Source organism: Pseudomonas shirazensis, from assembly GCF_014268785.2.
Lineage (GTDB): Bacteria > Pseudomonadota > Gammaproteobacteria > Pseudomonadales > Pseudomonadaceae > Aquipseudomonas > Aquipseudomonas shirazensis.
Window position 1 is genome coordinate 998,832 of sequence record NZ_JABWRD020000002.1, and the last position, 15,768, is coordinate 1,014,599.

General features: G+C 63.4%; 11 protein-coding genes. 9 read left to right on the forward strand and 2 right to left on the reverse strand.

The window, feature by feature from the left end; genetic code table 11:
* The first annotated feature begins 29 nt into the window (after nucleotides 1–29).
* Nucleotides 30–1,502, forward strand: a complete 1,473-nt coding sequence (betB, locus tag HU736_RS15810) for a betaine-aldehyde dehydrogenase (protein ID WP_186701228.1) — start codon at nucleotides 30–32, stop codon at nucleotides 1,500–1,502.
* Nucleotides 1,503–1,589: 87 nt separating this feature from the next.
* Nucleotides 1,590–3,287 carry a choline dehydrogenase gene (gene betA, locus HU736_RS15815; protein ID WP_103435729.1) on the forward strand — a complete coding sequence of 566 codons (1,698 nt, stop codon included), beginning with the start codon at nucleotides 1,590–1,592 and terminating at the stop codon, nucleotides 3,285–3,287.
* Between the two features lie 171 nt (nucleotides 3,288–3,458).
* Here the strand turns inward: betA and HU736_RS15820 are convergent, their stop codons facing one another.
* Nucleotides 3,459–5,609, reverse strand: coding sequence for a dermonecrotic toxin domain-containing protein (locus HU736_RS15820; protein ID WP_186701229.1), 2,151 nt, complete (start codon nucleotides 5,607–5,609; stop codon nucleotides 3,459–3,461).
* A 160-nt stretch (nucleotides 5,610–5,769) separates the two neighbouring features.
* Between HU736_RS15820 and HU736_RS15825 the strand changes: the two genes are divergently transcribed.
* The 4 genes from HU736_RS15825 (at nucleotide 5,770) to trxC (ending at nucleotide 12,919) form a co-directional block, all read left to right on the forward strand.
* Entirely contained in the window at nucleotides 5,770–7,512 is a 1,743-nt protein-coding gene (locus HU736_RS15825; RefSeq protein ID WP_103435727.1) for a potassium/proton antiporter, read from the forward strand.
* Between the two features lie 47 nt (nucleotides 7,513–7,559).
* Nucleotides 7,560–10,877, forward strand: a complete 3,318-nt coding sequence (gene mscK, locus HU736_RS15830) for a mechanosensitive channel MscK (protein WP_186701230.1) — start codon at nucleotides 7,560–7,562, stop codon at nucleotides 10,875–10,877.
* Between the two features lie 75 nt (nucleotides 10,878–10,952).
* Nucleotides 10,953–12,413, forward strand: a complete 1,461-nt coding sequence (gene selO / locus HU736_RS15835; protein WP_103435725.1) for a protein adenylyltransferase SelO — start codon at nucleotides 10,953–10,955, stop codon at nucleotides 12,411–12,413.
* A gap of 71 nt (nucleotides 12,414–12,484) precedes the next feature.
* Nucleotides 12,485–12,919 carry a thioredoxin TrxC gene (gene trxC / locus HU736_RS15840; protein WP_186701231.1) on the forward strand — a complete coding sequence of 145 codons (435 nt, stop codon included), beginning with the start codon at nucleotides 12,485–12,487 and terminating at the stop codon, nucleotides 12,917–12,919.
* Here the strand turns inward: trxC and HU736_RS15845 are convergent.
* The gene (locus HU736_RS15845) at nucleotides 12,916–13,689 is read right to left on the reverse strand and encodes a ParA family protein (RefSeq protein ID WP_101315573.1); all 774 of its coding nucleotides are present in this window, start codon (nucleotides 13,687–13,689) and stop codon (nucleotides 12,916–12,918) included. The genes trxC and HU736_RS15845 overlap by 4 nt on opposite strands.
* Before the next feature lie 316 nt (nucleotides 13,690–14,005).
* Here HU736_RS15845 and HU736_RS15850 point away from each other — a divergent pair, with 316 nt between their 5' ends.
* Genes HU736_RS15850 through HU736_RS15860 form a run of 3 tightly spaced genes read left to right on the forward strand, consistent with a single transcriptional unit; the run spans nucleotide 14,006 to nucleotide 15,760 of the window.
* A complete protein-coding gene (locus HU736_RS15850) occupies nucleotides 14,006–14,725 on the forward strand; it encodes a beta-ketoacyl synthase chain length factor (RefSeq protein WP_367615297.1) in 720 nt (239 codons plus the stop codon).
* The gene (locus HU736_RS15855) at nucleotides 14,701–15,513 is read left to right on the forward strand and encodes a lysophospholipid acyltransferase family protein (protein ID WP_186701233.1); all 813 of its coding nucleotides are present in this window, start codon (nucleotides 14,701–14,703) and stop codon (nucleotides 15,511–15,513) included. Before HU736_RS15850 ends, HU736_RS15855 begins: the two co-directional genes overlap by 25 nt.
* Nucleotides 15,488–15,760 (forward strand): phosphopantetheine-binding protein, encoded by a 273-nt coding sequence (locus HU736_RS15860; RefSeq protein ID WP_103435720.1) that lies wholly within the window; start codon nucleotides 15,488–15,490, stop codon nucleotides 15,758–15,760. The genes HU736_RS15855 and HU736_RS15860 overlap by 26 nt, the downstream gene beginning before the upstream one ends.
* Nucleotides 15,761–15,768 lie beyond the last annotated feature (8 nt).

Sequence of the window (15,768 nt, forward strand, 5' to 3'; positions counted from 1 at the left end):
CAATCACACACTGCACTTGCGAGGATTCTATGGCCCGTTTCGGAACGCAAAAACTCTACATCGATGGTGGTTATGTCGACGCTGGCAGCAATGCCACCTTCGAAGCCATCAACCCGGCGACCGGCGAAGTCCTCGCCCACGTCCAGCGCGCCACTGCCGCTGACGTCGAACGTGCCGTCGAGAGCGCCGAACGTGGCCAAAAGGTCTGGGCCGCGATGACTGCCATGCAGCGTTCGCGCATCCTGCGTCGTGCCGTTGACATCCTGCGCGAGCGCAACGATGAACTGGCCATGCTGGAAACCCTCGACACCGGCAAGTCGTACTCGGAAACCCGTTACGTCGACATCGTCACCGGCGCCGACGTGCTCGAGTACTACGCAGGCCTGGTCCCGGCTATCGAAGGCGAGCAGATCCCCCTGCGCGAAAGCTCGTTCGTCTACACCCGTCGCGAGCCGCTGGGCGTGACCGCCGGTATCGGTGCGTGGAACTACCCGATCCAGATCGCCCTGTGGAAATCGGCGCCAGCCCTGGCGGCCGGCAACGCGATGATCTTCAAGCCGTCGGAAGTCACCTCGCTGACCACCCTGAAACTGGCCGAGATCTACACCGAAGCCGGCCTGCCGAATGGCGTGTTCAACGTCCTCACCGGCAGCGGCCGTGAAGTCGGCACCTTGCTGACCGAGCACCCGCGCATCGAAAAAGTATCGTTCACCGGCGGCACCACTACCGGCAAGAAAGTCATGGCCAGCGCCTCGAGCTCGTCGCTCAAGGAAGTCACCATGGAACTGGGCGGCAAGTCGCCGCTGATCATCTGCGCCGATGCCGACCTCGACAAGGCCGCCGACATCGCGATGATGGCCAACTTCTACAGCTCCGGTCAGGTCTGCACCAACGGCACCCGGGTATTCATCCCGGCGTCGATGAAAGCCGCCTTTGAAGCCAAGATCGCCGAGCGCGTTGCGCGCATCCGCGTTGGCAACCCGGAAGACGAGAACACCAACTTCGGCCCGCTGGTCAGCTTCCAGCACATGGAAAGCGTGCTCGGCTACATCGCCAAAGGGAAGGAAGAAGGCGCCCGCGTCCTCTGCGGCGGCGAGCGTCTGAGCGAAGGCGACCTGGCCAAGGGTGCCTTCGTTGCGCCGACCGTGTTCACCGACTGCAGCGACGACATGACCATCGTCAAGGAAGAGATCTTCGGCCCGGTCATGAGCATCCTCAGCTACGAGACCGAAGAAGAAGTCATCCGCCGCGCCAACGATACCGAATACGGTCTGGCTGCCGGCGTCTGCACCAACGACATCAGCCGCGCCCACCGCATCATTCACCAGCTTGAAGCCGGCATCTGCTGGATCAACGCCTGGGGCGAGTCGCCGGCAGAAATGCCGGTCGGTGGTTACAAGCAATCCGGTGTCGGCCGCGAAAACGGCGTCAGCTCGCTGGCCCAGTACACCCGCATCAAGTCGGTTCAGGTCGAGCTCGGCGGCTACACCTCGGTGTTCTAAGCACCTCGTGTGCACCTGTGTAGTCAAGTCCGCGCCTTGCGGCGCGGGCGTCTTGCTCCCTGACACCGCCACAACGAGGGTACTTGCATGTCCCAACAATTCGATTACATCATCGTCGGTGCCGGCTCGGCCGGTAACACCATCGCCACCCGCCTGACCGAAGACGCCAACGTCAGCGTGCTGCTGCTCGAAGCTGGTGGCCCAGACTACCGCTTCGACTTCCGCACCCAGATGCCGGCCGCGCTGGCCTTCCCGCTGCAGGGCCGTCGCTACAACTGGGCCTACGAAACCGATCCAGAGCCGCACATGGACGGCCGTCGCATGGAATGTGGCCGTGGCAAGGGGCTGGGTGGCTCGTCGCTGATCAACGGCATGTGCTATATCCGCGGCAACGCCATGGACTTCGATGGCTGGGCCAAGCTGCCAGGCCTGGAAGACTGGACCTACCTCGACTGCCTGCCGTACTTCAAAAAGGCCGAAACCCGCGATATCGGCCCCAACGATTATCACGGCGGTGACGGCCCGGTCAGCGTTGCCACGCCCAAAGCCGGCAACAACCCGCTGTTCCACGCCATGGTCGAAGCCGGCGTGCAGGCCGGTTACCCGCGCACCGAAGACCTCAACGGCTACCAGCAGGAAGGCTTCGGCCCGATGGACCGTTCGGTGACCAAGAACGGCCGTCGCTCGAGCACCGCCCGCGGCTATCTGGATCAGGCCAAGAAGCGCCCGAACCTGACCATCGTCACCCACGCGTTGAGCGACCGTATCCTGTTCGAAGGCAAGCGTGCCGTCGGCGTGACCTACCTGGTCGGCGACAGCGAAGAGCGCGTGGAAGCCCGCGCCCGCAAGGAAGTCATCGTCAGCTCCGGCGCGATTGCTTCGCCGCAACTGCTGCAACGCTCCGGCGTCGGCCCGCGTGCACTGCTCGAAAGCCTCGACGTGCCCGTGGTACACGACCTGCCAGGCGTGGGTGAAAACCTGCAGGATCACCTTGAACTGTACCTGCAGTACGCCTGCACCCAGCCAGTCTCGCTGTACCCATCGCTGCTGTGGTGGAATCAGCCGGCCATCGGTGCCGAATGGCTGTTCAACGGGACTGGTATCGGCGCCAGCAACCAGTTCGAGGCGGGCGGTTTCATCCGCTCGCGGCCTGAGTTCGAGTGGCCGAACATCCAGTACCACTTCCTGCCGGTAGCGATCAATTACAACGGTTCGAATGGCGTCAAGGAACACGGTTTCCAGGCGCACATGGGCTCGATGCGCTCGCCTAGCCGCGGCCGTATTCAGCTCAAGTCCAAGGACCCGCGCCAGCATCCGAGCATTCTCTTCAACTACATGGCGACTGAACAGGACTGGCAGGAATTCCGCGATGGCATCCGTCTGACCCGCGAGATCATGGCCCAGCCTGCGCTGGACCAGTACCGCGGCCGCGAAATCAGCCCGGGCGCCCACGTGCAAACCGATGAAGAGCTCGACAAGTTCATCCGCGAGCATGCCGAAACCGCATTCCACCCGTCGTGCTCGTGCAAGATGGGCACCGACGAGATGGCCGTGGTCGACGATCAGGGCCGTGTGCATGGCATGCAAGGCCTGCGGGTGGTCGATGCGTCGATCATGCCGATCATCATCACTGGCAACCTCAACGCCACCACGATCATGATTGCCGAGAAAATCTCCGACAAGATCCGTGGCCGCCAGGCGCTGCCACGCAGCACCGCCAAGTACTACGTGGCTAACGGCGCGCCAGTCAAAGGCAAGCCGATGCGTGAAGTGAAGCAGCCGTAACGGCTGCCTGATCGCGCCTGGTTCAAGATTGCTGGGGCTGCTTTGCAGCCCTATCGCGACACAAGGCCGCTCCACAGGAACCGCTCATAACCGACATGCGCGGTCCCCTGTAGCAGCGGCCTTGTGTCGCGAAAGGGGTGCGTAGCGCCCCCAGCATTCTCAACCGCCAAGCTACGTAGGAATTGGAAAGAACCGCCGCATCAGCGAGTCATCCGCTGCCCCCAGGCGCTGCGCCAGCACCTCCCGATCAAACACCTCGCCACTGCGCAGATCGTACACCTGCCCCCCTGCCGGCACCTGCGCCACCGCCTTCAAACGCACCTCGACAAAGCGATACCGCGCATTGCGCACAGGCGTGATCTGCGCGACTTGCAGATAGCGCCCCGGCATCATCAATGACTCGGCTTCATCCGGCCTGCTGGAAAACGCCGCGACCGGCGTCGCCCGCACATGTTCGCCCGGTTCCAGCACATACACCACAGCCTCGTCATCGAATGCCGGCCTGCCACTGCCCTCTACCTGCGGGCTGTTGAACGTCTCCCAGAGCACGTAAGGATTCTCGGTGAACGAGGTGAAGTCGGTACTGACCAGCGCATCGCCAACCTTGACCCTGCCCGCAGCAAAAGCAGCATTGCCGGTGCTGCGAATGCCCGAAGCGGCGCGATACAAGGTTACCGGGCTGTGCACCCCGATCTGCTCCAATGCCTCAGCCAGCGTATGGCTACGGGCAACGCAGACCGCGAGCTGATCGCCCAGCGGCAGACCGCGCCAAAGGTTGTTGTAGCGCTCAGGCGAGTGGCTGTACTCGGCAATGGCGGGCGCGCCATAACCAAGCTCATCGCGATAGACCGCATACGGTTCGCTGAACGCATCCAGATAGCGACCCGCCTCATCGAGCTGGCTGGCATCGGCCCATGGCAGCGCACCCAGCGCCGCCTCCTGGCGCGCCAAGGCCTGGTCGGAACGCGCCAGCAAGGTATCCACAGCAGGTCGCATGAAGTCCTCCCAGCCGTCTTCAGCAACCGCCAGCGGCGCTTCGACAGTCCTCGGCGGTGGCAATCGCGTCGGGGCGAACAGCTCGGCCGAGCGCATCAAGGCGGCGTCCAGCAGAATAAACAGGACGTCCAGCAATACAGCCCACCAGGCTGCCGAGCGCCACCCGGCCTTGCCATTGATGGCCCGGTCGACGTGCAATGCCAGGCAACCGACGCCGACCCCGAGCGACGTCAACGCCACGGGCCAGCCGCCTATGCTCATGGGTGCGAGCACCAGCGAGGCGGTCTGCAACCCTGACAACCAGGCCGCCTTGCGCAACTGGGCATTGCTGGTGAGGCGCTCATGCGCATCAGCGGCCAGCGCATCCAGCGCTTGTTCGCGCAGCTGCACGAACAGATCACCGTGCAGTGCCTGGCTGCTGATCGTCGGCGAATACGTCTGCTGTGCCAGCAGGCGCAGGTATTTTTCCACACGCGGGCGCAGCGGCTGACCTAGCAGGTCGTTACCGACGAAATTGCTCACAAGTCGCTCCCGGCCCGGTACGGTTGCCGCCAGGTCAGCCAGCCACGCCTTGAGCGCCACGGCATCCTTCAGCAGGACCAGGCTGGCGTGTTCATCCGCCAGATACAGGCAGCACCTGCCGCTTTTCAGGGTCCGCAGCAACAGCGTCCGAGCGGCGGCCCCGCCCAGGCTCAGGCGGCCCCAGCCGCTCTGACTGTGGTCAGCCTGAGACAGGCGCAGGGCCTTGGTGCTGAGCGGCAACTGCGGGTTGGCCAGTGAAGCGCTGAGCAGTTCGCGCTGCTCGTCCTTGGTCAGTGGCGCCTGGGCGACAGCCGCAAGAAAACGCGAACGCGCCAACACGCAGAAGTCCTCGCCGCGTTCGGCGCGAAACCCCGCAAGCCGGTGGCCGTAGGTCGCAGCGAAGTCCATCGACCAGAACTGCTCAAGCACAGTCCGGGCGTCCAGGCGCAGCTCGTTGCGCTCATCGAACAGGGCATGGCTGGCGTCAACCCGATAGAAGCCGCCGTACACCGACAGTTCGTCTACATTGGCCTGCTGCGCCGGGCTGAAGCGCTGGGTCATCAGTTCGGTCAGACTCATCGAGCGCCGCGGTGGGCCGGAATGACGCCAGCCGGTGTAGGTTCGCGAGCTGCTGCTGGCACTGGCGAATTCATGCCAGAACACCTGGTCTGGATCGAGCCAATACCCCAGCTGGCGCCGCAGCACATGGCCGGCGGCTTGACGGGCCAGCCCATGCAGGTCAGGGAACTGGCCCAGATAACGGCGGGCAATGTCCGCCAGAGGCATATCGTCGGGGTGGGTCATGCGCGGTGGCCTGTGCAAATGGGAGCCCGCACTTCAACCTGGATGCCGCATCAATATGCGGTAACGCTTTACAGCCCGCGCAGACCTCGGGTTAGAATCAGTTGGCACGCAACCTGCGTAACAGCGCCGCCTGTCCCCCCGTTTCTCCGGAGTACCGCCCTTGGATGCAAGCACCATCAACAGCCTGTTCCTGATCGGCGCATTGCTGGTGGGTGCAAGTATTCTGGTCAGCTCGCTGTCATCGCGCCTGGGCATTCCGATTCTGGTCATCATTCTTGCGGTCGGCATGGTTGCCGGCGTGGACGGTGGCGGCATCATCTTCAACAACTATCCGACCGCTTACCTGGTGGGCAACCTGGCGCTGGCCGTGATCCTGCTCGACGGTGGCCTGCGCACGCGGGTGGCGAGCTTTCGCGTAGCGCTGTGGCCGGCGCTGTCACTGGCCACGGTCGGGGTATTGATCACCACCGCGCTGACCGGCATGGTCGCGGCCTGGCTGTTCGATCTGAGCCTGATCCAGGGCCTGCTGATCGGCGCCATCGTCGGCTCGACCGACGCTGCGGCGGTGTTCTCGCTGCTCGGTGGCAAAGGCCTCAACGAGCGGGTCACCGCCACGCTCGAGATCGAATCGGGCAGCAACGACCCGATGGCGGTATTCCTCACCGTAACCCTGATCGACATGATCGCCAGCGGCCAGACCGGCCTGCACTGGAGCCTGCTCACTCACCTGCTGCGCGAGTTCGGTATCGGCGGCCTGCTGGGTTTGGGCGGCGGCTGGCTGATGCTGCAGATGGTCAACCGCATCAACCTCGCCAGCGGCCTCTACCCGATTTTGGTAGTGGCTGGCGGGCTGGTGGTGTTTTCGCTGACCAATGCCCTGCACGGCAGTGGCTTCCTCGCGGTTTATCTGTGCGGCCTGGTGCTCGGCAACCGGCCGATCCGCAGCCGCCACGGTATTTTGCACATGCTCGACGGCATGGCCTGGCTGGCGCAGATCGGCATGTTCCTGGTGCTCGGGCTGCTGGTCACGCCACATGACCTGCTGCCGATTGCAGTGCCGGCCCTGGGCCTGGCGCTGTGGATGATCCTGGTGGCGCGGCCGCTGTCAGTATTAGCCGCGCTGCTGCCGTTCAAGGCCTTCCACGACCGCGAGAAGGGCTTTATTGCCTGGGTCGGTTTGCGCGGCGCGGTCCCGATCATTCTGGCCGTGTTCCCGCTGATGGCGGGGCTGCCGCAAGCGCAGCTGTTCTTCAATCTGGCTTTCTTCATCGTGTTGATCTCGCTGCTGGTGCAGGGCACCAGCCTGCCGTGGATGGCCAAGCTGCTCAAGGTCACGGTACCGCCAGACCCGGCACCAATCTCCCGTTCAGCGCTGGAGGTACACATCACCAGCGAGTGGGAGATGTTCGTCTACCGCCTCGGCGCAGAAAAGTGGTGCATCGGCGCCGCCCTGCGCGAGCTGAAGATGCCCGAAGGCACGCGGATTGCCGCGCTGTTTCGCGGCGAGCAGCTGCTGCACCCATCCGGCAGTACCGTGCTCGAAGTGGACGACATGCTCTGCGTGATCGGCCACGAACATAACCTGCCGGCGCTGGGCAAGCTGTTCAGCCAGGCACCACAACGTGGCCTGGACCTGCGCTTCTTTGGCGATTTCGTTCTCGAAGGCGATGCCGAACTGGGCCAGGTGGCAGCACTTTATGGCCTGCAACTGGACGGTTTGAACGCCGATATGGCGCTGGCGCAGTTCATCCGACAAAAGGTCGGAGGCGCTCCAGTAGTAGGCGATCAGATCGAATGGCACGGCACAATCTGGACGGTCGCAGTCATGGACGGGAACAAGATCGACAAAGTCGGCGTCAAATTCCCCGAAGGAACTCGCCCCGGCCCGGGCTTGTTCCTGTAGCCCTCGACTTGCCTCGTATCACACGAACCCCTGACAAGACTCTGCTTATGTCCCTGCGCGTGTACCTTCGCGCAGCCCTGCTCGGGCTGTGCCTGTCCCTCTCTTTCGGCGCCACCGCTGCCGAGGCCCCGACCACTGCCAGCGTGCAGAACAGCCTCGACAAGATCGCCGAGCGCAAGCTGCCCGAGGCTGACCAGAAGAGCCTGCAGCAGGTACTCGAGCAGACCCTGAGTCTGCTCGCCAGCCAGCAGGACAGCGCGGCCAAGCTCAAGGCGCTGAAGCAGCAGCTGGCCGACGCGCCACGCTTGACCAGCGAGGCCCAGCGCGAGCTGGCCAAGCTCAAGGCGAGCAAACCGGCCCCAGTCACCCAGCGCTATGCCAACCTGAGCGTGCCGCAACTCGAGCAACTGCTCAGCGAGCGCAGCACGCTGCAAGGCGAGCTGCAAAAGGCGCTGGCCGATGCCAACAGTCTGGTGATCAGCTCGCAGACCCGCCCGGAACGGGCGCAAGCGCAGATCAGCAGCAACCAGACCCGTATCCAGCAGATCAACAGCAGCCTCAAGTCCGGCAAGGATGCTGGCAAGCCCCTCTCCGCCGACCAACGCAATCAGCTCGCCGCCGAGCTCGCCTCGCTCAACGCGCAAACCCTGCTGCGCCGCCAGGAACTGGCCGGCAACGGCCTGCTGCAGGACCTGGGCAGCGCCCAGCATGACCTGCTGGTCGAGCGCACCGCGCGCCTGGAGCAGGAAATCCAGCAACTGCAGACGCTGATCAACGACAAGCGTCTGGCGCAGTCGCAGCAGACGGTGACCCAGCAATCGCTGGAAGCGCAGAAGTCCGGCGGCAGTGTCCTGCTGGCCAACGAAAGCGCCGCCAACCTGAAGCTCTCCGACTACCTGCTGAAAAGTACCGACCGCCTCAACGAGCTGACCCAGCAGAACCTCAAGACCAAGCAGCAACTCGACAGCCTGACCCAGGCCGATCAGGTGCTCGACGAGCAGATCGAAGTGCTCAAGGGCAGCCTGCTGCTGTCGAAGATTCTCTACCGGCAAAAGCAGACCCTGCCGCACTTGAAGCTCGACCGTGACCTGGCCGACCAGATCGCCGATATCCGCCTGTACCAGTTCGAGGTCAGCCAGCAGCGCGAGCAGATGAGCAACCCGGTCAGCTACGTCGACGGGGTGCTCGCCAACCAGCCACCGCAGGACGTCACGCCCGAACTGCGCAAGGCCCTGTTGGACGTGGCCATCACCCGCAGCGATCTGCTCGAACGGCTCAACCGCGAGCTGTCGGCACTGCTCAACGAATCGATCACCCTGCAGTTGAACCAGAAGCAGTTGCTCAGCACCGCTCAAGGCTTGCGCACCACCCTGGAAGAGCAGATGTTCTGGATCCCCAGCAACAAGCCGCTGGACTGGGAATGGCTGAGCAGTGTGCCTGGGCGCCTGGTCGACCAGGTAGCCAACCTACCTTGGGGTTCGGGCGTCACGGAACTGCTGCAGGGTCTCAGCCTACGACCGTTGCTGTTCGTGCCGCTGTTGCTGCTGATCGGCGCCCTGCAATGGCGCCGGCGCTATCTGTATCAGCGCCTGAGCAAGGTGCACATGGACATCGGTCACTTCAAGCGCGACAGCCAGTGGCACACGCCGCAGGCGCTGCTGATCAACGTGCTGCTGGCGATGCCGCTGAGCCTGGCCCTGGCACTGTGCGCGTACATCCTCCAAGTCGATGCACGCGGGCAGAATGCCAACCTGAGTGCCGCCCTGTGGCAGCTGGCTCAGGCCTGGCTGGTGTTCTATACCGCCTACCGCATTCTCGCCCCGGGCGGCGTCGCCGAGGTGCATTTCCGCTGGCACAAGCCGCAGGTGCAGTTCCTCCGTGGCTGGGTCCGCCGCCTGGGCACCGTGGTGCTGGCGCTGGTTGGTGTGGTCGCCGTGGCCGAGCATCAGCCGTCAGCGCTGGCCAACGACGTGCTCGGCATCGGCGTGGTGCTGACCTGCTACGCGCTGATGGCCTGGTTGCTCAGTCGTCTGCTGTTGAGCAGCCCGGCACACCGCGACACCTCGCTGTTTCGCAAGATCGTCGGGGTAGCGTTCACCGCGTTGCCGATCGCGCTGTTTGTCGCGGTGTGTTTCGGCTACTACTACACCGCGCTGAAACTCACCGACCGGCTGATCTACACCCTGTACCTGCTGCTGTTCTGGCTGGTGATCGAAGCCGCCTTCGTCCGCGGCCTGTCTGTTGCGGCGCGGCGCCTGGCCTATCAACGGGCCTTGAGTAAACGCCAGGCCAGCAAGGAAGGCCTGGACGGTGAAGTGATCGTCGAAGAGCCGACCCTGGATATCGAACAGGTCAACCAGCAATCGCTGCGCTTGATCCGTCTGGCCCTGCTCGGCGGCTTCATCGGCGGCCTGTATTGGGTCTGGGCGGACCTGCTCTCGGTGTTCGCCTACCTCAACAACTTCACCCTGTACGAGTACACCAGCGGTACCGGCGCCGCCGCCAGCATGGTGCCGATCAGCCTCGGCGACCTGCTCGGCGCACTGGTGATAATCGGCATCACCTTCGCTCTGGCCGGCAACTTGCCCGGCCTGCTCGAGGTGTTGGTGCTGTCACGCCTGAACCTGGCCCAGGGCAGCGCCTACGCAACAACTACGCTGCTGTCCTATGTGATCGCCGGGGTCGGTTTTGTCAGCACCCTGTCGACCCTCGGGGTCAGCTGGGACAAGCTGCAGTGGCTGGTCGCGGCGCTCTCGGTAGGCCTGGGCTTCGGCATGCAGGAGATCTTTGCCAACTTCATTTCGGGGATCATGATCCTGTTCGAGCGCCCAGTGCGGATCGGCGACACCATCACCATCGGCAACCTGTCCGGCACGGTGAGCAAGATCCGCATCCGCGCCACCACGATCACCGACTTCGACCGCAAGGACATCATCGTCCCCAACAAGACCTTTATCACCGGCCAGTTGATCAACTGGTCGCTGACCGATACGGTCACCCGCGTCACGCTGAAGCTGGGGATCGACTACGGCTCGGACCTGGACCTGGTGCGCGAGCTGCTGCTCAAGGGCGCCCACGACAACCCGCGGGTCCTCAAAGACCCGGAGCCCCTGGTGTACTTCCTCAACTTCGGCGAGAGCTCGCTGGATCACGAGTTGCGCATGCACGTGCGCGACCTCGGCGACCGCAACCCGACCCTGGACGAGATCAACCGCTACATCAGCCGCGAGTTCAAGGCCCACGACATCAAGATCTCGGTGCGCCAGGTCGAAGTGTTCCTGATGGACACCCTGGGCCACAAGCAGAAGCTGATCGCCGTTGAAGGTGGCGACGGGACAAAACCCGAAGGCACTCAACCGGTCTGACTGGACTCAAACCGGCATGCACCGCACACTCACGGCGAGGGCCTGGCCCTCGCCCGCCATGCCAGGAGCCGGCCCGTGAAAGCCCTAGACCAACTGACCTTCGACAATCGCTTCGCCCGCCTCGGCGATGCCTTCTCCACTCAGGTACTGCCTGACCCGATCGCCGAGCCGCGGGTGGTAGTGGCCAGCGAGTCGGCGATGGCCCTGCTCGATCTCGACCCGGCGCAGGCAGCGCTGCCGCTGTTTGCCGAGCTGTTCAGCGGCCACCAGTCCTGGCAAGACGCCGACCCACGGGCGATGGTCTACTCCGGGCACCAGTTCGGCGGCTACACGCCGCGTCTGGGCGATGGCCGCGGATTGCTGCTGGGCGAAGTAGTCAACGATGCCGGCGAGCACTGGGACCTGCACCTCAAGGGTGCCGGGCAAACGCCTTACTCGCGTATGGGTGATGGCCGCGCCGTGCTGCGCTCGTCGATCCGCGAGTTCCTCGGTTCCGAAGCCCTGCACGCCTTGGGCATCCCCAGCAGCCGCGCGCTGTGCGTGATCGGCTCGAGCACGACGGTGTGGCGTGAGACCCAGGAGAGCGCGGCAATGATCCTGCGCCTGGCACAGAGCCATATCCGTTTTGGCCACTTCGAGTATTTCTATTACACCCGCCAGCCAGAACAGCAGCAGCTGCTGATCGACCATGTGCTGGAGCAGCATTACCCAGAATGCCGCAGCGCCGAGCAACCGTACCTGGCGATGTTCCAGACCATCGTCGAGCGCAACGCCGAGTTGATCGCGCGCTGGCAGGCCTATGGCTTCTGCCATGGGGTGATGAACACCGACAACATGTCGATCCTGGGCATCACCTTCGACTTCGGCCCGTTTGCCTTCCTCGACGACTTCGACGCCAACTTCATCTGCAACCACTCTGACGATCAGGGGCGTTACAGCTACAGCAATCAGGTGCCCATCGCCCACTGGAACCTCAGCGCACTGGCCCAGGCCTTGACTCCGTTTGTCGAGGTCGAGGCACTGAAGCAGGCCCTGGGCCTGTTCCTGCCGCTGTACCAGACCCACTACCTCGACCTGATGCGCCGCCGCCTGGGCCTGACTACCGCCGAGGACGACGACCTGCAACTGGTCGAAACCCTGCTGCAACGTATGCAGAGCGGCGGCGTCGACTACACGCTGTTCTTCCGCCGGCTTGGCGATCAGCCCGCCGCAGCGGCCCTACAGGTAGTACGCGACGATTTTGTCGATCTGGCCGGCTTCGATGCCTGGAGCGCGACCTATCTGGCCCGCTGTGAGCGCGAGCCAGCCAACGCCGAAGGTCGTCGCGAGCGCATGCATGCGGTCAACCCGCTGTATGTGTTGCGTAATTACCTGGCGCAGAAGGCCATCGAAGCGGCCAATGGCGGTGACTACACCGAAGTGCGCCGTTTGCATCAGGTGTTGAGCAGGCCGTTCGAAGAACAACCAGGGATGCAGGCCTATGCCGAGCGGCCGCCGGAGTGGGGTAAGCATCTGGAGATCAGCTGCTCTTCTTGAGTAACTTTTAAGGACGTCGGGGGGTGCTGCGCACCCCTTTCGCGACCGAATCGCATTCACAAGGAGGCAAAATGCCCGAGCCACTAGTAATCCCCTGCCCACACTGCAACGGCCTCAACCGCCTGCCGGCCGAGCGCCTGAACGACACGCCCAAATGCGGCCGCTGCAAACAGGCCGTGTTGCTGAGCCGGCCGTTCGATCTGAGCGAGGCAAACTACGCCAGCCAGATCAAAGGCGATCTGCCCTTGTTGTTGGACGTCTGGGCCGACTGGTGTGGGCCGTGCAAGTCGTTCGCGCCGATCTTCACCCAGGCAGCGGCGCAACTGAGCGGTCGCTGCCGTTTGGCCAAGCTCGATAGCGAAGCCAACCGCAACCTGGCCAGCCAACTGGGCATCCGCTCGATCCCCAGCTTGATCCTGTTCAAGAACGGTCGCGAAATCAGCCGTCAGGCTGGCGCATTTCCACTCCAGCCATTACTTGAGTGGCTGAGCAGCCAGGGCGTTTAGGCGTTTTCTTCAAGCAACGCGTGCAGCTCGACGAACTGCTGGGTCAGCTTGTGCCGCGGATCCAGGTGGATCAGCGGCAGGCTGGCATGGTGCGATTCGCGCATCTTCACCGAGCTGGTCAGGTACACCGGCAACACCGGCAGGCCCTCTTCGATCAGCTCATCGAGCATCTGCTGCGGCAGGCTGGCGCGTGACTGGAATTGATTGACCACGATGCCTTCGACCAGCAGGTCTTCGTTGTGGTCGTCCTTCAATTCTTCGATCTCGGCCAGCAGGCCGTACAGCGCCTGGCGTGAGAAACTGTCACAGTCGAAGGGGATCAGCACTCGGTCAGCCGCGATCAGCGCTGATACCGCATAGAAATTCAGCGCCGGCGGGGTATCGATGTAGATCCGATCGTAATCCTCGTCGAGCTCTTCGAGCAATTTGCGCAGCTTGTTGATCTTGTGCTTCGCCTCGAGCTTGGGCTGCAGGTCGGCCAACTCCGCCGTGGCGGTAACCACGTGCAGATTGTCGAACGGGGTTTCGTAGATATCGACCTTGTTCTTCTTCGAGAACGGCCCGGTCGACAGGCTCTGCTTGAAGAAGTCGGCGATGCCCATGGGGATGTCGTCGCCGGTCAGCCCGGTCAGGTACTGGGTTGAATTGGCCTGGGAGTCCAGGTCGATCAGCAGGGTCCGGTAGCCTTCGTTGGCGCTGACCGCTGCCAGGTTGCAGGCAATGCTCGATTTGCCCACGCCACCTTTCTGATTGAATACCACGCGCCGCATGAGAGACCTCCGTGTATCAACGAATGTCCGAGTATGTGTCGAGGCCCATGCATTGGCCAGCGCCACTTCGCTTAAGCCGCTTCAACGGCAGCCGACATGCCGGCTGCACCGTTTGTCGGAATTTGCCTGCACCACATGTCGGCATTGTGCAAAACGTAAATGAACTTGTCTGATGGCGATTATGTAACCAGCAATTGCTACACATCGCTGGCGCCGTGATAATGCGCGCCACTCGGCGAATATGCCAACCCTGTCAGGTCGTTGTTACGAGTCATTCCTCGGCAAGGCAGTCCTTCAGGGCGGAATAAAAAGCACCGTGATCACCTTCGATATCAGCCAATGGCGTGCCTGGGCTCCAGGCCTGGTGACGCCTGCCGACTGGCAGGCGTGGGCCCAGGGCAGCCGACACAGCTGCAGTGAAGCGGCGTCGCCAGACGTCTCGTTCCTGCCGGCCATGCAGCGCCGTCGCCTGAGCAATCTGGCGCGCATGGCCTTTGCTGTCGGCTGGCCGCTGGCTGAAGGGTACGAGGCACTGCCGCTGGTATTTGCCTCGCGTCATGGCGAAACCCCGCGCACCTTTGCCATTCTCAGTGACCTGGCTGATCAGCAACCGTTGTCGCCGACCCAGTTCAGCCTGTCGGTGCACAACGCGATAATCGGGCTGTGGTCGATCCTGCGCGGCGAAACCAGCGAGATGACCGCCATTGCCGCTGCCGGCGATGGCCTCGAGCAGGGCTTGCTCGAAGCGGCGGCGCTGTTGGCGGAAGGCGCGCCAGCAGTGCTACTGATCCTCTGTGAAGAACTGCCGCCGGCGGTATACGACGCCTGGGTCGACGATGTGCCTTTCGCCTACGCCCTTGGCCTGTTGGTCACCCCGGGTCAGCAGTGGCAACTGAGCCCTGGCCCGGCAGCCACGCAGTCGTTGCCGCCCGCCCTGCCACATGCCCTGAGCTGGCTGCAGGCCACGCTGCGCGGCGTGAATTGCTTCACTCATACCTGGAAGCGGCGGTCATGGACCTGGCAACGGCAGCCGTGAGCAAGCCCCGCGATCACTACTACTGGCGCCTGCTGGCGACAGCTGCGTGCTTTTGCCTGTTTGGTCTCGGCGGCCTGTGCCTGCGCGTGCTGGTGTTTCCGTTGCTCAGCTGCCTGCCAGGCGGAGTGGTGCGTCATCGCCAACGCGCGCGCCACACCATCAGCTGGCTGTTCTGGCAGTTCGTACGGGTGATGCGGTTCAGTGGCGTGCTCACCTACCAGATCGACGGCGCCGAGCACCTCGGCCGCCCCGGGCAGATGATCATCGCCAACCACCCCTCGCTGATCGACGTGGTATTTCTCATCGGTCTGGTGCGTCAGGGCAATTGCGTGATCAAGCAGAGCCTGTTCGACAACCCCTTCACCCGCGGTCCGGTCAGTGAAGCGCAGTACCTGGGCAACGATGGCAGCATGGACATGCTCGACAACGCCGTGCAATGCCTGCGCGACGGCCAGCCACTGGTGATATTCCCGGAGGGCACCCGCACCCCGCCTGGCCAAGCGCCGGCCTTTCATCGCGGCGCCGCCGCGATTGCCCTGCGCGGTGCGAAGATCATCACCCCCGTAACCATCAAGGTCAGCCCGACCACCCTGACCAAGAACGAACCCTGGTACCGCATCCCTCAGCGCCGCGTGCACTTGAGCCTGAGTGTCGGCAACGATATCGACCCACAAACGTTCGCCGCCCTCGGACCTGCGCCTAAGGCGTCGCGCGCACTCAACGATTATCTGCATCAGTACTACATCAAGGAGCTCGCCACCGATGAGCGATCCACAGCAAGACCTTAACCGTGACCTCAAGCAATTGATCATCGACGCCCTCGGCCTGGAAGACATAGGCGTGGACGACATCGACGACCAGCAACCGCTGTTTGGCGACGGCCTGGGCCTGGACTCGGTGGACGCCCTCGAGCTCGGTCTGGCGATACAGAAGCGCTATGGCATCAAGATCGACGCCGACGCCAAGGACACCCGCAACCATTTCAGCAGCGTCGCCGCCCTGGCGGCGTTCGTCACTGCCCGCAACGCCGCCTGAGAATTCAC